This window comes from Sorangium sp. So ce117, assembly GCF_051524395.1.
In the GTDB taxonomy this organism is placed as follows: Bacteria; Myxococcota_A; Polyangia; order Polyangiales; family Polyangiaceae; genus Sorangium; species Sorangium cellulosum_B.
This window is the reverse complement of sequence record NZ_CP150309.1, coordinates 8,332,883-8,354,805: the sequence shown is the minus strand read 5'-3', so window position 1 is coordinate 8,354,805 and position 21,923 is coordinate 8,332,883. Positions and strand designations below refer to the sequence as shown.

The 21,923-nt window shown below is 74.0% G+C and carries 15 protein-coding genes; 10 read left to right on the top strand and 5 right to left on the bottom strand.

Features of this window, described 5'->3' with window-relative positions; translation table 11 throughout:
• Positions 1–2: 2 nt before the first annotated feature.
• Positions 3–2,225 (bottom strand): TonB-dependent receptor, encoded by a 2,223-nt coding sequence (locus WMF46_RS31165; protein WP_437980537.1) that lies wholly within the window; start codon positions 2,223–2,225, stop codon positions 3–5.
• Positions 2,226–2,512: 287 nt separating this feature from the next.
• Here WMF46_RS31165 and WMF46_RS31160 point away from each other — a divergent pair, with 287 nt between their 5' ends.
• From WMF46_RS31160 to WMF46_RS31150, 3 genes are read left to right on the top strand one after another with little or no spacing between them, the layout of a single operon-like run.
• A complete protein-coding gene (locus WMF46_RS31160) occupies positions 2,513–3,433 on the top strand; it encodes an MbnP family copper-binding protein (RefSeq protein WP_437980536.1) in 921 nt (306 codons plus the stop codon).
• A gap of 5 nt (positions 3,434–3,438) precedes the next feature.
• Entirely contained in the window at positions 3,439–4,686 is a 1,248-nt protein-coding gene (locus tag WMF46_RS31155; RefSeq protein ID WP_437980535.1) for an MbnH family di-heme enzyme, read from the top strand.
• Positions 4,683–5,378, top strand: coding sequence for a hypothetical protein (locus tag WMF46_RS31150; RefSeq protein WP_437980534.1), 696 nt, complete (start codon positions 4,683–4,685; stop codon positions 5,376–5,378). The genes WMF46_RS31155 and WMF46_RS31150 overlap by 4 nt, the downstream gene beginning before the upstream one ends.
• A gap of 44 nt (positions 5,379–5,422) precedes the next feature.
• On the opposite strand, the gene WMF46_RS31145 is transcribed toward WMF46_RS31150, so the two are convergent.
• The gene (locus WMF46_RS31145) at positions 5,423–6,379 is read right to left on the bottom strand and encodes a hypothetical protein (RefSeq protein ID WP_437980533.1); all 957 of its coding nucleotides are present in this window, start codon (positions 6,377–6,379) and stop codon (positions 5,423–5,425) included.
• A gap of 312 nt (positions 6,380–6,691) precedes the next feature.
• Between WMF46_RS31145 and WMF46_RS31140 the strand changes: the two genes are divergently transcribed.
• The 5 genes from WMF46_RS31140 to WMF46_RS31120 are packed head-to-tail and all read left to right on the top strand — an operon-like array spanning position 6,692 to position 11,533.
• Positions 6,692–7,282 (top strand): hypothetical protein, encoded by a 591-nt coding sequence (locus WMF46_RS31140; RefSeq protein WP_437980532.1) that lies wholly within the window; start codon positions 6,692–6,694, stop codon positions 7,280–7,282.
• Positions 7,283–7,336: 54 nt separating this feature from the next.
• Entirely contained in the window at positions 7,337–9,115 is a 1,779-nt protein-coding gene (locus WMF46_RS31135; RefSeq protein ID WP_437980531.1) for an OmpA family protein, read from the top strand.
• Positions 9,116–9,118: 3 nt separating this feature from the next.
• The gene (locus WMF46_RS31130) at positions 9,119–9,640 is read left to right on the top strand and encodes a Rab family GTPase (protein ID WP_437980530.1); all 522 of its coding nucleotides are present in this window, start codon (positions 9,119–9,121) and stop codon (positions 9,638–9,640) included.
• The gene (locus WMF46_RS31125; RefSeq protein ID WP_437980529.1) at positions 9,640–10,770 is read left to right on the top strand and encodes a sensor histidine kinase; all 1,131 of its coding nucleotides are present in this window, start codon (positions 9,640–9,642) and stop codon (positions 10,768–10,770) included. Before WMF46_RS31130 ends, WMF46_RS31125 begins: the two co-directional genes overlap by 1 nt.
• 4 nt (positions 10,771–10,774) lie before the next feature.
• Positions 10,775–11,533, top strand: coding sequence for a response regulator (locus tag WMF46_RS31120; RefSeq protein WP_437980528.1), 759 nt, complete (start codon positions 10,775–10,777; stop codon positions 11,531–11,533).
• Positions 11,534–11,585: 52 nt separating this feature from the next.
• On the opposite strand, the gene WMF46_RS31115 is transcribed toward WMF46_RS31120, so the two are convergent.
• Positions 11,586–12,374: a high-affinity nickel-transport family protein gene (locus WMF46_RS31115; RefSeq protein WP_437980527.1), complete on the bottom strand. Its 789-nt coding sequence runs from the start codon at positions 12,372–12,374 to the stop codon at positions 11,586–11,588.
• Between the two features lie 140 nt (positions 12,375–12,514).
• Between WMF46_RS31115 and WMF46_RS31110 the strand changes: the two genes are divergently transcribed.
• Positions 12,515–12,838: a hypothetical protein gene (locus WMF46_RS31110; RefSeq protein ID WP_437980526.1), complete on the top strand. Its 324-nt coding sequence runs from the start codon at positions 12,515–12,517 to the stop codon at positions 12,836–12,838.
• 76 nt (positions 12,839–12,914) lie between these two features.
• On the opposite strand, the gene WMF46_RS31105 is transcribed toward WMF46_RS31110, so the two are convergent.
• Positions 12,915–15,623 (bottom strand): vWA domain-containing protein, encoded by a 2,709-nt coding sequence (locus tag WMF46_RS31105; RefSeq protein WP_437980525.1) that lies wholly within the window; start codon positions 15,621–15,623, stop codon positions 12,915–12,917.
• A gap of 227 nt (positions 15,624–15,850) precedes the next feature.
• Between WMF46_RS31105 and WMF46_RS31100 the strand changes: the two genes are divergently transcribed.
• Complete coding sequence (locus tag WMF46_RS31100) at positions 15,851–18,244, top strand: protein kinase domain-containing protein (protein WP_437980524.1); 2,394 nt, start codon at positions 15,851–15,853, stop codon at positions 18,242–18,244.
• Between the two features lie 41 nt (positions 18,245–18,285).
• Here the strand turns inward: WMF46_RS31100 and WMF46_RS31095 are convergent, their stop codons facing one another.
• Positions 18,286–21,921, bottom strand: coding sequence for a S8 family serine peptidase (locus WMF46_RS31095; RefSeq protein WP_437980523.1), 3,636 nt, complete (start codon positions 21,919–21,921; stop codon positions 18,286–18,288).
• Positions 21,922–21,923 lie beyond the last annotated feature (2 nt).

Sequence of the window (21,923 nt, the reverse complement as noted above, 5' to 3'; positions counted from 1 at the left end):
CCTCAGCCGATGTAGAGGGAGAGCGAAGCGAGGAAGCTGCGCGGGGCGCCGACCGTCACGTGCCGCGCGGGGAGCAGGTCGGGCGCCGCGCCGCGGGTGAAGCTCGAGGGGTAGACGAACTCGCCGTCGAACCACGCCGCGTCGAGGAGGTTGTAGACGTCGAGCCCGAACTCGATGCGGTGGTAGCGGATGTGCGCCGTCACGTCGGTGACGAGCGCGTCGTGGCCGACCTCTCCATACGGCAGGGGGCGGCCGTGGAGCAGCGTCACGCCAGCGCCGGCGCGGGCCTCGAGGCGCCTGCCGAAGAGCGCGCCGAGGCGCGGCGTCACCGCGAGATCGGCGCGGGCGACGACCTGGGGCACGAAGGGGAGGAGATCGCCCGCCGCGTAGCGCCCGCCGGAGGCGGTGAAGGCGGCCCGGGTGTACGTCAGGCCGACGCTCGACACGAGCCACGGCGCCGGGTGCGCCACCGCGTCGAGGGCCACGCCGGTGCGGGCCGTGGCGGGCACGGGCTCGTTGCGGGCGGTCGCCTCGTCGAAGACGAGATCCTCGCTGAGGCGCGTGTGGAACAGCGCCGCCGACGCCCGCACGAGCTCGTCGGCGTAGCGGAGCCCGGCCTCGGCGGAGAGCACCCGCGTGAAGGGGGTCCGCTCGCCGTCGCCGAGGCTGCGCGCCTGGGGCGAGCGGAACCCCTGGCCCACGCTGGCGAGCGCGCGGAGCCCGGGGAACAGCGCCACGTCGACCGTGCCCTTGCCGCCTACGTGGACGCCCTGCGCGCTGCGCGCCTGCGCCCCCTGGCCGACATTGTCGACGACCTGGTACGCGAGGCCGTCGGCGCGCAGCCCGCCGCGCAGCGTGATCCGCCGCGCCGGCCGGATCGACGCGTCGAGGTAGCCGGCGATGTCGGTCGCGCGGATCTTCGCGTCGACGAGCGTGGCGGTCGGCCTGTCGTCGACGGCCGCGAGGCGCCGCTGCGACTGCTCGATCCAGTCGGTGCGCGCGACGACGCCCGCCTCGAACGTGTCGCGGTCGGAGAGCAGCGGGAAGGTGAGCCGGTACGACGCGGTGGCGCCCGCCGTGATCGCCTCGTTGAGCTGCTGGGTGGCGTCGCCGTTCGTAGGGTCCGCCAGGTAGCCGGTGAAGTTCGAGCGCAGCCGGAGCGCGCGCAGCACGACGAACGGCGTGAGCGAGAGGCCCTCCCCGCGGGCGGCGCCGTCGCCCGAGCCGCGCAGATCGACGACGAGCTGCGCGCGCGACGAGTCACCGCCCTGATCGGGATCGTACGAGGCGAAGCGGTCGACCTTGCCCGACTCGATGTCGCAGAGGCGCAGGACGCCGGCGGAGCCGCAGCGGGAGGCGAACGCCGACGCCATCACCCGCGCGGAGACGCCGGCGAGCGGCCGGTAGACGGCCTGCGCGACGAGCGAGGCCCGGCCGGCGGCGCGGGCGGGCCCGAAGCCGTCGGTCCCGTACGCCTCGAAGGCCGCGAACGTGGCGTCGTCCGCGTTCTCGGGGTGGTAAGCGAGGAAGAGCCGGCGCGCGCCGAACGAGCCCGCGGAGGCGGTGGCGGTGATCCCCGGCTCGCCGTAGGCGAGATCGAAGCGCATCGTCCCGGCGACCGCGAAGTCGCCCTGGCGCGGGTCGTACGATCCCGGCTGCGCGCGGAGCTCGCCGATCACCTCCGGCATCACGAAATGGAGGTCGGTATAGCCCTGGCCGTGGACGTTGGAGACCTCGTTGACCGGCGCGCCCGCGACCCAGATCTCGAGGTCCTGCCCATGGACCGCGTCGAAGCCGCGGAAGAAGATCTGGTGCGCCTTGCACTCGCCGCTGTGCTGGGAGGTGAACACGCCCGGCACGAGCTGCAGCACGTCGCTCGCCGTCCGGTGGGGCGCCGCCCGGATCTCGGCCTGCCCGCGCACCGACTCGGAGGCGCTGCGCGGCGGCGCCGCGCCCTGCACCACGACCGTGATGGGCGCGGCGTCGGACGCGGGCGCAGCGGCGCCCGCCGCGCCGGAGGCGGGCGCCGCTGCGCCGGCGCCGCCCGAGGCATCGCCGCCCGCCGACGTTGTCGCCCCGGCTGCGGGGGGAGGCGCGGCGCCGTCGCCGGCACGTGCAGGTGCGGCACCGTCGCCGGCGCGCGCAGGCGCGACGGACGCGATGACAAGAAGCAGCGGGAACGCCGTGCTCAGGGAGCGGATCACAGGTGGGCTGGCCAGTAGCACGATTTTATCAGTTCGTGTTATCATGCGGACGCGCACGCTCGCTCGGCGGGCGCGCCGGCGGTTTGGTCGACGTCGCAGGCGGCGAGCGCGGTCGTGCGGTCGTGCGGTCGTCGGCGGCGTCGCTGTCTGCTGGCCGCCGAAGGCTGCTCCGGGGCCGTCCGCGAGCCCTCTTTCGACGCTGGATCGACTCGCGCTCTCGGGCGGATCGCGATAGCGACAACATGTCGCATTCGGGCGAGGGGCGACGCGGCCTATCGTGGCGCGCATCGTTCCTCGGGAGGACGCTCATGGAATCCGGTCTTCGTGCATCACGGCTCTGGTTCCCGCTGGTCGGGGCGGTGCTCGCGCTCATGGCGTGCGGCGACGATGAGGGGGTGAACCCTATCGACGGCGCGTCGACCTCGACGGGCGTCGGTGGCGGCGGGGGGAGCGGCGGGGCTGAGGCGATCGCTGTCGCGCTGCAGTTCGAAGGCCGCGTCCGCGACGAGGTGTTCTCCTGCAGCGAGACGTACGCTGTCGGCAGCGCCTCGACGGACGTGGGGCTGAACGATTTCCGCCTCTACATCCACGACGTGCGCCTGCGCCGCGCGGACGGCGAGGAGGTGCCGCTCTCGCTCGAACAGGACGAGCTGTGGCAGTACCAGGACGTCGTGCTCCTCGATTTCGAGGACCGATCGGGCACCTGCGCCAACGGGACGGAGGAGACGAACGGCGTGGTGCGCGGGACGGTCCCGGCCGGGGACTACGACGGGCTGTCGTTCAAGCTGGGCGTCCCGTTCGACCTGAACCACGGCGACGCGTCGAGCGCGCCGTCGCCGCTCAACCTGACGGGGCTGTTCTGGAGCTGGAACGACGGGTACAAGTTCCTGCGCCTCGACAGCGTCTCCACGGCGGACGACACGCCGTTCCTCGTGCACATCGGGAGCACTGGCTGCATGCCCGGCGCGGACGGCGGGGTGGCCGCCTGCGATCGCCCCAATGTCGCCGAGATCGTCTTCGAGGGCATCGACCCGCTGACGACGAAGGTGCTCGTCGACTATGCGGCGCTCGTCGCGGACAGCGACCTGTCGGCGAGCGCCGACGACATCCCCGGCTGTATGTCGGATCCGTCGGATTCCGAGTGTCTGCCGCTCTTCACCCATCTCGGCATCGACAGCGCCGACGGCTCACCGCGCCCCGATCAGCAGTCGTTCTTCAGGATAGACTAGGCGCCATGGCGATGTTCGCTTCGATGACCGCCCTCCGCCGCTCGGCGATCTCCTCTGCCCTCGCCGCGCTCGCGGCCCTCTGCTGTGCCTGCGGTGACGACGATGGGCCGCAAGGCCCAGGCGGATCGACGGGGGAGGGCGCCGGCGGCCAGGGCGGCGGTGGCGATGGGGGAGGCGGCGCGGGCGCCTATGCGTGGGGGCTGCCGACGGGCTTTCCGGTGCCCAAGGTCCCCGAGGACAACCCGATGTCGTCGGTGAAGGTCGAGCTCGGCAGGCGGCTGTTCTACGACGTGCGCCTGTCCGGCAACGGCACGTACTCGTGCGGCTCGTGCCATCGCCAGGAGCTCGCGTTCACCGACCACCTCGCGAACGCCGAGGGCTCGACCGGCCAGCTGCACTCGCGCAGCTCGATGAGCCTGGCCAACGTCGCTTACCTCACGACGCTGACCTGGGCGAATCCGCTCATCGAAGCGCTCGAGGAGCAAGCGCTCCTCCCCATGTTCGGCGAGACGCCGGTCGAGCTCGGGCTCGCCGGCATGGAGGACGAGCTCCTGGAGCGGCTCCAGGGCGAGCCGCTGTACCAGGACCTCTTTCCCGAGGCGTTCCCTGGCGACGACGAGCCCATCCGCCTCGCGAACATCACGAAGGCGATCGCCGCGTTCGAGCGGTCGCTGCTCTCCTACCGCGCGCCCTACGACCGTTACCGTTATGGCGGCGACCCCTCCGGGATGTCCGACGCGGCGCTGCGGGGGATGGATCTCTTCTTCTCCGAGAAGCTGGAGTGCTTCCATTGCCACGGCGGCTTCAACCTGTCGGACTCGGTGGAGCACGATGGCACCACCTTCACGGAGGTGATGTTCCACAACACGGGGCTCTACAACATCGACGGGAACGGCGCTTACCCGGAGGGCAACGGGGGAGTCTACGAGATCTCCCACAAAGAGGCGGACATGGGCCGGTTCCGCGCGCCCACGCTGCGGAACATCGCCGTCACGGCGCCGTACATGCATGACGGCAGCATCGAGACGCTCGAGGGGGTGCTCGACCACTACGCCGCCGGAGGGCGCACGATCGAGGCTGGCCTCCCCAACGCCGGTGTGGGCAACGAGAACAAGTTCAAGAGCGAGCTCATCAGCGGGTTCGATCTCACAGAAGAGGAGAGAGCGGACGTGATCGCCTTCTTGCAAACCCTGACGGACGACGAGTTTCTGAAGGACCCGCGCTTCGCGGATCCCTGGGCGGAGGCGCCGTGAGCCGAAGGCCTTTCCTGAGCCGGGCGCTCCTCGTGCCCGCGCTGGCGGCGCTCGCGTCGGCCGCGATGTACACCGGGGCGTGTGGTCACAGCCACGACCACACGTCGAGCGGGACGTCGACCGACCCGAGCCTGGCCGACGTCATCTTCGAGGGCGGCGCGACCGACGAGGCCCTGGAGGCGCTGCTCGCCGTGGAGCCGAAGGACGAGCCCTCGCAGGGCACGGTGTTCGACGCGCCCGAGGACGGCGCGATGCTCCCCGGCGACGCCGCGCCGGAGCTGACCTTCCACGTCGCGGGCGCGGCGCAGCGGACGGCGCCTCGGGCCGCGCCGGAGCTGCGGCTGGCGGCTGCCGCGGCGCCGGGGGCGCGGGAGCTCGCCGCGCCGGGGGCGTCGATCGTCGCGGAGCTCGGGGCGCTCCTTGGGCCGGCGCGCGCCGCCTGGGCTCACGGGACGCCCATCAACGGGCGCGCTTACTTCCTGGTCTTCACGACGGCGGAGCGCGAGCTGCTGCTCCGGGTGTTCACGACCAAGCTGAGCTACACGCCGGACGCGGCGGCCTGGGACAAGCTCCGCGCTGCCGGTGCGCCGATCACGGTCAGCGTGACCAGCGCGCTGTTCGAGAACAACCGCATCGTGCAGGGCGGCGGTCCCTTCACGGGCGCGCCGGTCACGTTCACCATCCTGCCCTGAAGCCGCCGCGCGGCGCGCGCGGCGCTCGGCGCGGCGGTGCCGGCTCAGGACGAGCGCGGGAAGATGAGCGTGTACGAGCCCGGCGCGGGGTTGAAGAGCACCGCCTTGTCTGGGTGCTCCTCCCTGTCGAAATGGGGATACCACGGCAGCGCCCGCCAGGACTCCGACTCCTTGATGAACTCGCGGACGATGAGATCGAGCTCCACGTACTTCCCGGCGGTGATCGCGGAGAGCTCCGGTCCGAAGCTCCAGCGCTCGCGCCCAGGGCGCGGGGCGACGTCGTTGTGCAGCGCCCCGCCGTAGGCGATCACCATCTTTCCCGCGGCGTCCTCGCGGCCGAGCAGCGCCTTCGCCTCGGCGGCCGTCAGGCGCGCGATCCTCTCGAGCATGGCCGTCACCGCGTCCGGCCCCGCGCGCACGATGGCGTCGTAGTCCTGGCAGGAGGGCGTGAGCTGGTGGGGCCGGATGCCGAGCCGCTTCGCCGCGTGGCCGAGCGCGAGGAACTCGTTCTGGTTCTGCGCCGCCTGTCCTTGCGTGACCGTCCGCTGCTCCGCCTCGACCCGCGCGACCTGCTCCTTCTTGCAGCGCGGGTCCACGGCCCAGAGCTCGATGATCAGATCGGAGGCGCGGCCGGCGAGCGCCGGCAGGAAGAGCTCCGTGAAGCGTCGGGTCGTCGAGGGGACGCCCTCCGCGCCTCGCTGTGCGTGCGCCTCGCCCACCGCGAGCACGCGCGGGCCGCTCTCCAGGACGTGGGCGAAGGCCTGGGCCGGCGTATCGAAGGCGAGGCAGCCCAGCGCGCCGCAGGGCGCCGGCGCCGGGGAGGCCGCGGCTGCGGGGGCGGCGGCCTGCGGGGGCGGCGGCGGCGGGGCGGCCGGGGGCGAGCCGGAACCCGAAGCGGCGGCGCTCGCGGAAGGAGCGCTCGCGGAAGGAGCGCCGCCGGCCGGAGCGCCGCAGGCCGCGAGGAAGGCCGCGGCCACCAGGGAGGTTCGCGGATTTCGCATGGCAGCATCTTACCGGGCTCCGAGAGCTCCTGTTCAGCGCGGCGCCTCGGAGCAGCCGAGCGGCTCCCCGGCCGAGCCGCGGCCGCCCCCGCGGCCTTCCGAGGGCTACCCGCGCCCAGGGTGCTGACCCATGTTGCGCATCGCGTGACGTGATGAGCGAGGGGCATCGTGTCCAGACGGAAGAGAAAACCTGGGGGAGCGAGCTCGGTGAGGCGTCGCGAGCGCGACGAAGCGATACGGGAGCGCGATGACGAGCGAGCTCGGCTCGCCGAGCCCGACACGCGCGGCACGCACGGAGAGGGGGCTTTGATCATGACCATGAGGACGAGCGGGCGGGCGGAGCACGAAGCCACCGCAGGACACGCAGAGTCCGCGATCACCAACAGCCTGGAGCAGGTGCGCGACATCCTGTGCGGCGCCCAGTTCCGCGAGTTCGCTCGCCGGCTCTCGCACACCGACGCTCAGGTCGCCGCCCAGGCGGAGGAGCTGCGGAGTGAAGCGTGGCGGCGTCTGGACATGCTGGAGGCGCACATGCGCAGGGAGATCGAGGCGCTCGGCGCGTCGATCGAGGCCCAGCGCGCGGCCGCCGACGGCGCGCTCGGCAGCGTCGCGCGCGAGTCGCGGGAGGCGATCGAGCTGATCGCGCAGCGGGTCCAGCGGCTGGAGGAGCTCGTGGCGCGCACGCAGCGCGAGCTCCGGCAGCAGATCCTCGACCAGTCCAAGGCGTTCGTCGACGAGACGCGGCGTACGCGGAGCGAGCTGAGCGCGATGCTCGAGCGCGAGCTGGCCGCCGCGTGGGCCGACGGCGCCGAAGCGCTCGCGCCGGACGCGCCGGCGCGCGAGGCGGCCGCGGAGTCGGAGCGTTACCAGAAGGCGGAGCGCCGCTCGGACGAGGCAGCGTGAGGCGGCCGCGCCGCTCCGCCCAGCGGAGCGGGCGCGGCGGTCCGGAGAAGAACGATGCGAGAGCCGAGAGCGCGCCGCGAGGCGCCTCCGCCGAGAAAGACGCTCGAAGACCTCCGCCCCCTGCTCGTGGGCCCTGAGCAGCACCGGATCCAGCGGATCGAGGAGCGGCTGGACCAGTCCATGGTCGAGATGGTCGCGGGGGCGCTGCCCGAGGCGGTGATCGAGAGCCGCAAGAAGGGTGAGGCGCTCTCGTGGGCGCTGGAGCCGCTCATCTCGAGCGCGATCCAGGAGCGCGTGCGCCAGGACCCGGGGTCGTTCGCGGACGCGATCTCCCCCGCCATGGGGCCGGCCATCCGCAAGGCCGTGCGCTGCGCTCTCCGGGCGATGATCCAGCGCCTCAACGAGGCGGCCGCCCTCGGCCTGTCCTGGCGGAGCATGCGCTGGCGCGTCGAGGCGCGCCGCACGGGGCGTCCCTTCGCGGAGGTGGTGCTGCTCCGCTCCATGGTCTACCGGACCGAGCAGCTCTTCCTCGTCCACCGAGGGACGGGGCTCGTCCTCGAGCACCTCAGCGCCGACGAGATCCCCTACAGGGATCCCGACCAGGTCACGGCGATGCTCACCGCCATCGACGCGTTCGCCCACGACGCGTTCCGGACCGACGCGCGGCTGGAGCGCTTCCGCGTGGGCGATCTGACAGGGTGGGTCGAGCACGGCCCGTCGGCGCTCCTCGTGTCCATCGTGCGCGGCGTGGCGCCGCCCGCGTACGGGCTCGTCCTGTGCGAGACGCTGGAGCGCGTCCACCTCTCGTACGGCGGTGAGCTCGCCGGCTTCCGCGGCGATCGGACGCCGTTCTCGGGCGCCCGCGAGCTGCTCTCGCGCTGCCTCCAGCAGCAGCGCCAGCCGATCCCGCGCCGAGCTCGGGCCGTGTCGATGGCGGCCGCCCTGCTGGCCGCGGTCGTCGCGGCCGCGGTCGTCTTCTCGGTGCGCGCCTCGCGGGAGGATCGGCGCCGCGTCGACGGCTGGGGCGAGGCGCTGCGGCGCGAGCCCGGCCTGCTGGTCACCGCGGCGGAGCGGCGCGCCGGCCAGGTCGTCTTCACGGGCCTCCGCGATCCGCTCGCCGCGGACCCGAGGGCCGTGCTCGAGCGCGGCGGCCCTTTGCGCCAGGAGGTCATCCTGCGCTTCGAGCCCTTCTACTCGCTCCACCCGCAGATCGTCGAGCGCCGGGTGGCGAGCGCTCTGGAGCCGCCGCCCGGGGTCACCCTGGCGCTGCGCGGCGGCGCCGTCGCGGCCAGCGGGGTCGCGCCCCAGCGCTGGATCGAGCGCGCGCGCTGGTCGGCGGCGGTGCTCCCTGGCGTCTCGGGGTTCGACGGCGAGGGCCTGACGGCGCAGGAGTCGATCGACCGCGCGCGCGCGGCGGCGCGATCCCTCGAGGCGATGGAGCTCCTCTTCCGCCGCGGCGCCGCGCGGCTCTCCGGCGAGCAGGCCGCGCGCCTCGACGAGGTCGCGGCCGCTGTCGAGCGGCTGATCGCCCGCGCGCGCGAGGCCGGCATGACCGCCGAGATCCGCGAGATCGGCTATGCGGATCCCGTCGGATCGGAGGCGTCGAACCGAGCGCTCAGCCAGGCCCGCGCGGAGCACGTCGCGGCCGAGCTCGTCGCGCGGGGGATCCCGGCCGATCGCCTGCGAGCGAGCGGCGGGGGAACGCGGCGCGAGGTCGTGCCCCCGTCCTGCGCCGGGGGAGCCGCGCGGGCCGAGTGCCTCGCCGACGCGGACGAGCGCCGCGCGCGCAGCGTGATCTTCCTTGTGGACCTGCACGCGGAGAGCAAGGACTGAGTCATGGCGGAGAAACGCAAGGTCTGCGTGCTGGGCGCGACGGGGGTCGGCAAGACAAGCCTCGTCGCCCGCTTCGTGCGCAGCATCTTCTCCGAGTCCTACCGGACGACCATCGGCGTGACGATCGAGGCACGGCGCGTGAGGTGCGATGAGCGCGAGCTCGACCTCATCCTCTGGGACCTGAGCGGAGAGGACGAGTTCCAGGCCGTCCAGACGTCGTACCTGCGCGGCTCCGCGGGCTGGCTCCTCGTCATCGACGGCACGCGGCGCCTCACGGCGGAGACCGGGCTCCGCCTCTACACCGCCGCGCGGACGATCGTCGGAGAGGTCCCGGCCGTCGTCGTCCTGAACAAGGCCGATCTCACCGCGGCGTGGGACATCGACGACGCCACCGAGGCCAGGCTGAGGAGGGCGGGCCTCTGGATCACGAGGACGAGCGCCAAGACCGGCGCCGGGGTCGAAGGCGCGTTCAACGCGCTGGCGCGCGCCATGCTGGCGAGCGAAGCGCCTTCGTTGCGGGGTTGATGGACGTGGACACGTGGCTCCTCGCGGCGCTGGACAAGCTCGTCCTCGAGCGTTTGCACGACGGGACCTTCGTCATCCGCGGCGAGCCGCCGCCGTGGTTCCGAGGGCTCGGGTTCGCGCCGCCGTGGCGCGACTCGCCGCTCCCGATCGATCGCGCGCTGCCCTTTCTGGAGGTGTTCCTCCCCGAGGCGGAGCGGGCCTGGTCCGCGGAAGGCGCGCCGAGCGTGCAATCCGACTTCTGGACGCAGATGATCGGCGACGAGGCGCTTCACCTCGAGGCGACGGCGCTCCGCGTCGGCTCGTCGCGGCTGCTCGTGATCACCCGGAACGACGCGCTGTTCCAGGAGCGCCGCCGCGTCCTCCAGCGGGCGCGCGAGCTTCGCCTCGTCCACGAGGCGCTGTCGCGCGAGGTCGAGCGGAAGGATGTCCTCGTCCACTGCATCGTTCACGACCTCTCCGGCCCGCTGAACAGCCTCCTCGGCGCGCTGTCCCTGCTGGGAGAGCAGCCGCTGCCGGAGAAGAGCGGCGCGCTCGCCGCGGTGGCGCTGAAGGCCGCCCTGCGGCAGCGCGAGCTGATCCGGGAGATCCTCGACGTGTTCACCGCCGAGGGCATGGCGTCCGACGCCTCCAGCGGCGACCTCGCCGCGGTGGTCGACGTGTGCGGCACCGTCGCTCGGGTCGTCGAGGCGCTCCTGCCCATGGCGCGCAGCCGGGGGGTGTGCCTGGAGGCGCCGCCGGAGATCGGCTGCGCGCGGCCGTGCGCCGTCGTCGGTGAGGAGCGCAGGCTCGCGCGCGTGGTCTCCAACCTCGTCGAGAACGCGCTCCGGTTCACGCCTCCGCGCAGGTCGGTGCGCGTCGCAGTGCACGATGAGCCCCGGTGGGCTCGCGTGACGGTGGAGGACGATGGGCCTGGCGTCTCCCCTGCCATCGCGCCGCGCCTGTTCCAGAAATTCGCGCACGGCCACGACCCTGGCGCGGGCAGCGGCCTCGGGCTCTACGGCGCCCGGATCGCGGTGGAGCGGTGGGGCGGGGCGATCGGGTACGAGGCGCGGCCGGAAGGTGGGGCGAGGTTCTGGCTCCGGCTGCGGCGTGTCGGCGAGTCGGGTGGCGCCGGGGCGCAAGGGGAGTGATGCCATGGCCAAGCTCTTGCTGGTCGACGATGACTCGGGGACGCTCGCGTGGATGGCCGAGGCGCTGCAAGGCGCGGCGTACGACGTCCGGACCGTGCGCGGCGGGAGCGCGGCGCTGGAGCTCCTCCGGACGTGGACGCCGGATCTCGTCCTGGCGGACTTCCTGATGCCCGAGATGGATGGCTTCGCCTTCAACCGGCTTGTGCAGTCGCGCGAGCGGGTGCCCGTGATGCTCGTCTCCGTCGTGAACAAGCCGGCAGAGGCGATCTTGCGAGGGGTCGCCGGCTACGTGCGCAAACCCGTCACCGCGGGGGAGCTCCGCGCCGCCGTCGAGCGCGTGCTCGGCGCCATCGAGGGGGTAACCATCCTCGTCGTGGACGACGACGCGGACATCCGGGAGTGCTACCGGCTGATCCTCGAGCCGCGCTTCAGCGTGCTCGAGGCCGAGAACGGGCGCGACGCCCTGGAGCTGCTCGCGCGCGAGCCCGTGGCGCTGGCCATCGTGGACGTCCACATGCCCGTCATGAACGGGGTGGAGTTCATCCGCGCGATGCGCGACGACGCGAGGTTCTGCACGATCCCGGTCGTGGTGCAGACGAGCGACCGGGCGGCCGCGCGCGCGCCCGTCTGGACCGATCTGCACGTGGCGCAGACGATCCTGAAGGACGAGTTCCTCGACTGGCTCATGACCCAGATCGACGCGCACCTCGCGCCGGCGTCGCCGCGCGAGGCCGAGCGCGCCTGGTCGACCGCGAGCCGGTGAGCGCCGAGCGTCGCTCCTTCGGCGCGCGCGAGCGCGCGCCGCCCGGGCGCCGTCAGCCTGGCGTCCACCGCGGGTCCGCGGTGAACAGCCCGGAACCGAAGCTGATGTCGTAGGCCAGGAACAGGCCGAATGCCACGCTGAGGAGGCTGGCGACGGCGCCGAAGGCGTGGTGTATCCCGCTGGTGCGAGCGCGCGCGTAGGCGAACGGCAGCGCGAGCACCCCGGTGATGAGCGTCATCCCGGCGATCGTGCCCACGCCGAACAGCGCGATGTAGCCGATGCCCCACCGTGGGTCGCGCACCGTGGTGAGCACGAGGAGCGCCACCGCGGCCGAGCCCGCGAGGCCGTGGACCACGCCGATGAGCAGCGGCCGGAGGCTCGCATAGACGCGCGAAACGCCGAACACGCGGTCCGCCCAGCCGAGGTCGTGCCGGTGGCCGTCGTGGTGAGCAACATGCGCGACAGGCGCAACCTGCGCAACCTGCGCGGCGTGCTTGACCGGAGCGACATCGGGCGCCGGCGGCTCGCCCCGCCGGACCGCCCGGTAGAGCCGCGCCAGGTGGTACACCCCGAGGCCGATCAGCATCAGGGCGACCGAGAGCTCCATGGCCAGGCCGACGTGCGGCGGCACCACGAGCCCGAAGAGCAGGATGCCGCCGCCGATCACCATCAGCGTGAGCGTGTGGCCGACGCCCCACATCGCGCCGATCAGCAGCGCCGTCCCGAGGCTCCGCACCCGGCTCACGACGGTCGCCACCGCGATCACATGGTCCGCGTCGGTGGCGTGGCGCATCCCGAGAGAGAAGCCGAGGAGCAGCAGCGGAAACGCCGAGGCGAACATGTCCCCTCTCGTAGCACGGACGGCGCGCGTCGTGTCACGCTGTGCGCGGCCCGCCTGCTCCCGCCTCCGGCCGGCTCGCTTCGGCCTGTCGCATCGAGCCGCTGTCTGCGCGGGGGCGACGAGCGCTGTTTCAGCTCAGCATGTCAGTTCGCGCGGTCTCGACTGAGCGCGTCGATGGCGTGCTGCATCCAGACAGCGTCTTCTTCAGCCTGCTTCAGGCCGTGCATCATCTGCTGGCGCAGCACACCCGTGGTCTGACGGATACCCCGTCGAAAGACATCGGCCGCGCGCTCGTGGACGACCTTGAGCCATGGGGCGAGGTCACGCTTGTCAAGCGGACCTGGAGCGTCCAGGACGGTGATGCAGGCATCGATGGCCTCGCGCATGGATCGGGACTCGAGCGCGTCGGCGAAAGCGGAGAACTGGAGCAGCGACTCTCGCAGCGCAGCGCGTCCGGTCGATGAGACTCTGTCTGTCATGGCCGCGCTCAGCCTACCACCTGGGCGACGCCTCCGCCCGTGTGCGCGCTGCGATTGCGCGTCAGCGCAGGCGGGATCGCCCCGCCGTCTCCAGCAACATCGCGAGCACGAGCGGATCGCCGAGGCCCTGCTCTGCGCCCATGTGCGCGCGGAGGCGCGACAGGCGCGCCGCATCCTCCAGGAACAGCGGTTCGTTCAGCCGGGTCGCGGCCTCGTGCAGGATGCCCTCGCGCTCGGAGAGGAGCGCGGCGGCGCCGGCGCGATCGCCGCGCGCCACGCGGGCAGCGGCCTCCGCGAGCGACTCGCCCGCGGCGAAGCCCTGAAGCGTGCGCGTCATCGACGCGTCGACGGACGCCGCGCTGGCGGCGTCGCTGTCCGCATAGCGCACCTCGATGGGGATCTCCTCGATCACGTTCTTCCTGGAGAGCCGATCTTTGTACTTCAGCTCGACGGTCGCGATAGTTCGCTTCCCCGCGCCGGGGCCGACGCTCAGCTTGAGCAGCAGCGCGTGCCGATCATCGCGGGCGAACACGGGCATGAAGAAGCGCACGCCGCCCTCGGCGTCGTCGCGTCGGTCGGCCGCGATCCGGTCCCGCGACTGGGCGGCGACGTCGGCCGCGATCTCCTGGGCGCGGACGCGGGAGGCCTCGGCGCCGTCCAGCCGGCGCGAACCGTAGGCGCGGAGCAGATCGACGCCCGCCTTCAGCCGTACGCGCACCTCGACCGCGGTCGCGACCGGGTCAAGGCGCTTGTCGAGCTCGGTCGACAGCGCGGGCGCGATCTGCTCCGGGTGGCGCAGGTAGTAGTAGCCGCCGGCCCCGTCGCTCGCGATCGAGCTCATGAGCTGGCCGTCGAAGTCGTCGCCGAGCCCGAGCGCGCTCGTCTGGATGCCGCGCTGGAAGGCGTCGAGCGCGAGCCACGCCAGGCGCTCGCTGTGGGTGAGGCCGCTCGTCGCCCGGCCGTCGGAGACGAGCAGCACCACGCGCACGGCGTCCTCGGGGATGCCCGGCCGGCTCGCCTGCGCGTAGCCCAGCGAGAGCCCCGCGCCGATGTTGGTGCCGCCGCCCTCGCGGAGCCCCTCGATGGCGCGGCGGATCGCCGCGCGGCGCGGGCCGACGGGGCCGTCCTCGATCACCACCTCGGCGTCGCTGGAGAAGGCGGTGAGCGAGAAGTCGTCGGCCGGCGCGAGCCGATCGACGAGCGCCTGCGCGGCGCGGCGGGCGCTGTCGATCGGCGCGCCGGCCATCGAGCCGCTCGTGTCGAGGACGAGGTGCACCGAGAGGTGCGGCCGCGCCGCCGCCGCCGCCGCCGCGGAGCGGAGCGCGAGGCGCAGGTGGAAGGCGCCGCCGCCCGGGCCGAGCGCGGCGCGCTCCAGGTCGGCGCGCAGGCCGAGCGCCTTGTCGGGGGCGAGCGGCACCTCCGGGGCGTAGCGGGCGGCGACGTCGCCGACGAGCTCGCGCTCCGCCGCGGGCACGACGCCGCGCGCGAGGGCGGCCTCGAACGCGGCGAGGTGGCCGCCCCCGGGCCGGTACGTGGTGGCGAAGCGGCCGTTCGGATCGAGGGCGACCTCGGGCTCCGGAGCGTAGGCGGCCGCGCTCCGCGCCGAGGCGGGCGGCGAGGAGGCGCCGGCTCGCCCGTGGCCGCTCCCGAACCCCTGGCCCGACCCGGCGCCCGCGCCGTGCCCGATCGTCCCGATGGATCCGAGCCCGAGCGGCGCGCTCTCGCCGGCGAGGCCCCCGTAGCCGGCGAGGGGGAGGCCCGCGCCGCCTGCGGACGACGCCGCGCCGTCGAGCCCCCACGGCGCCGTGGGGGCGCCCGGATCGCCGCCGCCCCCGGCGTTGAGCAGCCCGATCATCCCGAACTCGGCCGAGTCGCGCAGCGCCTGCTGCCGCGCCACGTGGGGATCGGGGCTGTCGCTCGGGCCCTTGACCCCCCACCTGTTCCCCGTCGCCAGCGCGCCTGACGCGGAGGGGTGGCCCATCGACCCTTCCTCACCCTTGGCTCGCGTCCCTGCGCCGCCCTCCTTCGCGTCGGCGGCGGGCTCGCCCTCGCGCTCGATCGCCGCGCGCAGCTCGCGCTCGTCGGCGGACGTGAGGTACTGCTGCACGAGCGCGATCCGATCCGCGCTCATGCCCGTGGACGGGTCGACGAGGGGCGGCGCCCAGCGAGCGAGGGCGCCGAGGAGCCCGAGGTGCAGGGCCGCGGAGACGGCGTGGAGGGCGAGGCTCTTCCGGTTCACGAGCGAGCGGCGCACGCGCTCGCCCGCGGTGGCATCGGCGCGGATCTGGATCCGCACGCCCGCGATCTCGACGTCCACGCGCCCTTGCGCGGGCAGGGGCACGAGCGTGGCCCCGGGGATCGCCGCGCGCGCCGCGCCGGCGTGCAGCTCCCGCGCCGCGGCCGCGGACAGCGGCGCGCCGCCGGGGGTGAGCGCGAGCGTCCCCGTCGCGGCGCCCGGCAGGACGAAGCCGACGCGCCCGGCGCCGTCGACCTCGAGGAGCGGCGCGCGGCGCGCGCCGAGCGCGCGCTCGGGGAGGAAGCAGTCGCACGGGCGACCGTCGTCGCGCCCCTCACCGACGTCGAACGCGCGCGGCGGCGTCAGGTGCTGGACGAAGAGCACGGTCGTGCCCCAGGAGATGACGATCTCCACGGAGCGCACCGGCCCTTCGGCCTCGCCGGTGCTCGCCGCGTCGGGCTGCCTCGCGGCGGTGAGGTTCGGATCGGTGGCGGCGCCGCCATCCCCGGCGTCCGTCGTGTTCGCGCTGGGCATAGATCTCCCCTGTGCGCCGCGCGGAGCGGCGCGCTCACGTCCCCTGGAACCGCGCGGAGGACGCGCGGATCCGCGTCCTTCAGGCGGGCGCTCGGCCGCGCTGGCCGGCTGTCCGTCGTGCCTGCGGAATGACAGCGGCGGCGCGGGGAGGTTCCGGGGCTCGAACCTCACGCGCCGCGGCAGCGCCTGTGCTCCTCCCCTCCCGGGCGAGGTACTCTCGCCGTTCGATGACGCGCAATGTCCTCCTGCTGGAGCCCATCGCCACGGAGCGCGACTACATGGCCGAGGTGTTGCGTGCGGCCGGATGGTCCGTCTGCGCGCCCCCCGGCGCGCGTCCCACGCCCGAGGAGTGCGCGGCCGCCGATGCCATCGTCGCGGATCTGGACCGCGCCGCGGTCGAGGGCTGGGTCCGCGCGGGCGATCGGACGCCGCCGCCCGCGCGGCTCATCGTCACGTCGCGGTTCCGCGGCTTCCTCCATCGGATCCGTGGCTACGAGCAGGTCGCGGCGGTCGTCCACAAGCCGGTCACCGCGGAGGCGCTCCTCGGGGCGCTGCTCCCGTCGCCGGGCGGCGGTCCCACCCTGAGCCACCCTGCGGCGGGCGGCGCCGCCGACCCCCTGGACGACCCCGCGCGCGACGCCGAGCTCGAGCGGCGAGGCCTGCGCAGCACGACGCCCGACCCTGAGCTCGTCGTCGTCGCCGAGCTCGTCGCGCGGGGCGTGGGCACGTCGGCCAGCGTCGTGACGATCATCGACTCGTCGCGGCAGATCTTCATCGGCGCGACCGGCCTCCCCCGCGACCTGTCGATCGCCGGAGGGACGCTGCGCTCGTGGTCCTTCTGCCAGCACGTCGCGCGCGACAACGCCCCGCTCATCGTCGAGGACGCCCAGGCGCACCCCGTGCTGTCCGAGAACCCGCTCGTGGCCATGAACCTGGTCCGCGCGTACGCGGGGTTCCCCGTCGTGCTCGAGGGGGTCGGGGCCGTCGGGAGCGTGTGCGCGGTGTCCGGCGAGCCCCGGGAGTTCGACGCGGGGAGCATCGCGACCCTCCAGCTCGCGGCCAGGCTGGTGAGCGAGCAGCTCGCGCGGCGCTCCGGCCTCTTGCCCCACGTGACCGAGTCGAACGAGCGGCCCACGTCGCGGCCTGCGCCGGAGAGCGCCGAGGCGCCGCTCGCCCGGGGCGACGCGAACGAGCTTCCCGTGCGGCTCGCCCCCGGCGATCTCGTGGACGACAAGTACTGGATCACCGCGATCCTGGGCGAGGGCGGCCAGTCGCAGGTCTACCTGGCGCGCGAGAAGCTCCTCGGCCAGCTCGTCGCGCTCAAGGTGGTCACGGAGCCGGACGACAGCGCGCTGCTCCGCGAGGCCGAGGCGCTCGTGCGGCTGAGGCACCCGAGCATCGTCCAGCTGTACGGCTGGGGGCGGCTCGACGGCGCGCGCATGTACCTCCTCCTCGAGTACGTCGAGGGAGAGACGATCCACCGCCACATCGTCGACCGCGCGCCGCAGGGCGGGTTCATGCCCCTCCACCAGGTGCTCTCCGTCGTCCGCCAGATCGCGGGCGCGCTCGCGAGCATGCACGCCGAGGGGTACGTGCACGCGGACGTCAAGCCGGGCAACATCCTGCTCGACACGCGGATCGAGCGGGCGGTGCTCATCGACTTCGGGCTCGGGGCCCGGCTGGGCAGCGAGCGGCCCCACCTCGTCGGCGGGACGCGCGGCTTTGCGGCGCCGGAGCAGCTGATCCCCGGGGCGGCCGACCCGCAGCCGGCGCTCGACACCTACGCCCTCGCGGCGGTCACCTACGCCATGCTGACGGGCAGGGCCCCGTTCGAGGCCGCGGGCGCCTACGGCATCGTCGCCATGCAGCAGCGCGGGGAGATCACGCCCCCCTCGCGCGCGCGGCCGGGGCTCTCCCCGAGCGTGGACGCCCTCTTCGCGCGGGCGCTCGAGCCGGAGCCGTCCCGGCGCATCGCCTCGCCGGTCGCCTTCGCCGACGCGCTCGCGGCCGCGCTCCTCTCGAGCCCGCTCCTCCCAGGCGAGCACATGCAGGCCCCGATCCCGGCGCCGCACGACGGCGCGCCGCTGAGCCGCGGCCTGGCCTTCCGGCTCTGCAGGGCCGAGGCGGCGCGGCGGCTCGGCGAAGGGGGCGAGGCGCGCGTGTGGAGCGGCCTCGATCCGGCGGACCGCGACGCCCTCGTCGCGGCGACCGACGACGCCGCGCTCTACCCGGTGGCGCCCCTCGTGGCCTACCTGCGCGCGCTCGGCGGCGAGGCCACCGGGAGCGTGGAGGCGGCCGGCGGCGCGCTCGCGAGCGCGGCGCTCCCCGAGATGTTGCGCAGGCTCCAGGTCGCGCGGACACCGGAGGCGCTGCTGGAGGTGGCGGGGCCGCTGCTCCGCCGGTTCCACGCGTGGGGGCGGGTCCAGGTCGAGCGCACGTCGACCCACAGCGCCAAGGTCGATCTCTGGCTGCCCGACGGGCTCGCGCCGGTGATGTGCCGCTACGTGAGCGGCTTCCTGCGGGCGCTGCTCGCAACGTCAGGGTCCACGGTGCGCCTCCTCGAGCTGCGCTGCGGGGGCGGCGGCGCGGGGGCGTGCGTGCTGCAGGTCGGCTGGCGCTGAGCGACGCGGATCCGCGCGGCGCTGCGCGGCTCCTTCACGGCCTACGCCCTCCGCCGCCTCCCCCACAGCGCCATCGCCCCGACCAGCGCCGCGCCCAGCGCCGCGCCCGCGCCGCGAGCGCCGGACCCGCGCCGCGGCTCGGCGCCCGCGGCCTCGCACGCGCAGCCTCCGCCCAGCTGGAGGATGAGCGGGGCCTGCTGCGGGCCTTCACACAGGTCCACCGTGAGCGGCCGCGGCGCCGTCCGCGCGGCCCCTTGCCTGAGCGGCGTGTCGAGGTTGCCCGTGTTCTGGTTGTCGTGATGGAGGCTCTCCCAGGCGATGAGCGCGCCCGTCGTTGCCTCGGTGTGCCAGGCGAAGAGCCAGCCGTCGCGCGTGCCCACGGCGATCTCCAGCGTGCCGTCGCCGTCGAGGTCGCCCACGGCGGGCGTCGTGGTGATCGACTGGCCGGTGAACTTCGGGAACCCGCGCGGCTCCCGGCCGCACCCGTCGAAGGCGTGGAGGAAGTAGCCGCTCGATCCGCTCAGCACCTCGGGGTAGTCGTCGCCGTTCAGATCGACGACCGCCTGGCTGCCCGAGATCGCGTAGTCCTCGAGCACGAACGGGGCGCGAGGCAGCATCGCGCCCGACCTGCCGCTCCAGACGGCGAGCAGGTGAGGCCCCGGCTGCGTCGCCCCCTGCGCGCCCGCGAGGGCGAGCGCGGCCGCCTCCGAGGCGCCCGCGGCGATGACGTCGGGGGTGCCGTCCTGATCGATGTCGCCGAGCGCGGGTTGCGACAGCAGCGGGATCATCGTCCGGGCGCCGGCGGCGGGCGAGAGGGGCCCGAACGTCGGGTCGAGCCCGGCCTGCGAGCCGCCGCTCGCCCGCGGCAGCGCGCCCGCCGGCGTCGCCAGGAGCTCGCGCTGCTCGCCGGGTGAGGCCGGGAGGACGAGCGGCGGCGCGCCGTTGCCCTGGACGACGCCCGCCAGCGCGCCGTCGAACCGCCCGACGACGCCCGAGGCCGAGATCCCCTCGGCGGCGAGCGGCTCGAACGAGAGCGACGGCACCGTGATGGGCCACCCCGCGAGCACGGGCCCGGAGGGCGCGGTCGTGCCCCGCCCATCGATCACGTAGACCGCCCCGGCCTCGCCGTCCTCGCCGAGCCGCTCGCTCGACGCGACAAGCAGATCCGGCAGCGCGTCGCCGTTGAAGTCGGCCACGGCGGGCGTCGCGAGGAGGCGGCTCCGCGCCGGCTCCTCGGCGAGCGGACCCGCGTAGTGCACCTCGACGGGAAAGCCGCGCAGCGCGCTGCCGTCCCCGTCGAACGCGTGGACCGTGCCGTCGAACGCCGCCTGGATCACGTCGAGCCGCCCGTCGCCGTCGAGATCCGCGAGGACCGGCGAGGCGAAGGCCCCACGCGCGATCCGCGCGGCCGCCGACATGCACGGCGCGCTCGCCGGAGCCCCGGGATCGAGGGGGCAGGAGGGGATCTCGGGCAGGCGGTTCGGCCACCCCCGCCGGACGGAACCGTCCGCGCCGATGACGTAGATCGTGCCCGGCCAGGTGGAGATCGCGATCTCCTGCGTGCCGTCGCCGTCGAGGTCCGCGATGGCGGGCGCGCTCAGGATCGGCTCGCGGCCGAGCTTCCTATCCACCTTGCTGTACGCTGGAGCGCCGATGTAAGCGGGCATGGCCGGGGACGCCGGCGGATTGAGCAGGCCGTCGGTGGGGCGGGTCATGTACGGGAACCCCGGCAGCGGCTGCGGCCCCTTCGGCGTCACCTTCAGCACGTGCAGCGCGCCGCCGGCCGTCGGGTAAACGAGCTCGAGGACGCCGTCGCCGTCGATGTCGGCCATCTTCGGGCTGCCCTCGACGCTGTCGCCGACGCGGACGGGGAAGCCCTGGACCAGCGTCGGATCGCTGTCGACGTGGACCGTGCGCCGCGCCTCGCTCTCCACCTTGCCGGTGGCGTAGTGGGCGCTCGCTCGGACGCGCACCGTGATCGCGCGATCGTCCTCGCCGTGGGGGCTATCGGGGTCGCGGAGGTGGGACGTGTCGATCGTGCGCACGTCGAGCGAGGCGATCGGGCCCTCGGCGCCGGTGACGACCGTCGGCGCGACGTTCGTCTCCTTGTGGATCACCTTGAAATCCGCCGCGAGCGGCTGCGCGCCTGCCGCCCACTCGACCCAGTAGTCGTACGCCATCGCCCGCTTCGCGGAGATGGTGCCCTCGATCGGCACCGGGCCCTGGACCTGATCCTTGTAGACGACCTCGAACCACCGCGGCGACGTGATGTCGACGGCGGGCGGCACGCGCCCCTCGCGGAGCGACTCCACGGCGCGGTTCGCGTTGACGCGGCCGTGGCCGAACCGCTGATCGAACCCCGCCTGCGAGAAGCGGTACAGCGACCCGGGCTCCTGCGACTCCGGCACGGCGATGTCGTCGGCGGTCGCGACGAGCAGGCCCTGCACCTCCCCCGGGGACAGGGACACGCCGCGGTCGAGGGCGACGGCGTAGAGCAGCCCCGCGACGCCGGCGAACTCGGCGGTCGCGTCGCTGGCGCACCCGGGGCTCGACACGGCGAGCACGTTGTTGCCGCCGAAGCTCGAGCACGGCGACGCGTCGACGAACGTGGTCGACGTCGCGACGCTCTGGCCGTCGTGGCGGACGGCGCTCACGGGCAGCGCGTGGTTGCTCGTCGCGGGCACGCTGTGGTGGCGCGAGCCCGCGTTGCCCATCGACGCGACGACGAGCGTCCCCTGGGCGTGGGCGTAGTCGAGCGCCGCCTGGACGAAGCCGGTGTTGTCGACAGCGGTCACCGGGCACTGCACGACGTTGGCCCGGCTGTCGGCCGCGTAGAGGAGCGCCTTCGCGAGGTCCTGCGCGTCGGCGACGTGGCTCTCGCCGACGCGCAGCGGGATGAACCTGCACTGCGGGCACACGCCCGCCCCGCCCAGCTGGTTGTTCGTCTGCGCGGCCGACGTCTTCGCGCCCTCGGTGCCGTGGCCGTTGCGGGCGTCGTCGAACGGATCGTTGTCGTTCTTGAAGAAGTCCCAGCCCGCGATGTCGTCGACGTAGCCGTTCCGATCGTCGTCGCTCCCGTCCGAGAAGTGGAGGATGAGGTCGCCGGCGTCGAGCTGGCCGTTCCCGTTCCGATCGCCCTGCGGCCGCCCCTCCGACGCCGCGGGCGTGAGCTCCGGCGTGTCCCTGTAGTCCGCGACGGAGAGGACCCCATCGCCGTTGCAGTCGAAGCCCTCGAGCGCGCCGTCGCCGCCGCACGCCGCGCCGTCCGCGTGCCGCGGCTTGTGGGCCGCGAGCTCGCCCTGGTTGAGCCACACCTTCTCCAGGAGATCCCCCTCTCCCCAGAAGATCCCGGAGTCGGCGACGGCGATCCTGACGCGCGGGTCCCCCTGGGTGAAGCGCCAGGCGAGATCGATCGCCATGCCGGCGGCGGACTCCTCCGGCCGGACGTACCCGCTCGGGGCCGGGATGAACGAGTAGAAGCCCCACTGTCCGCTCTGCGTGACCGACGTGCCGTAGTCCGGGTCGTTCGGCCAGTGCTCGGGCTCGGCCATGTCCGCTGCGCTGGCCAACACGGGCGGCGGCCAGCCGCCGGACGCGTCGGATGGAACGAGCGCGCCCGCCGCGGCGCCGCCGAGCGCCCCCAGAAGAGCAAGCGAGGGAAAGCAAGTGCAGCGCATGC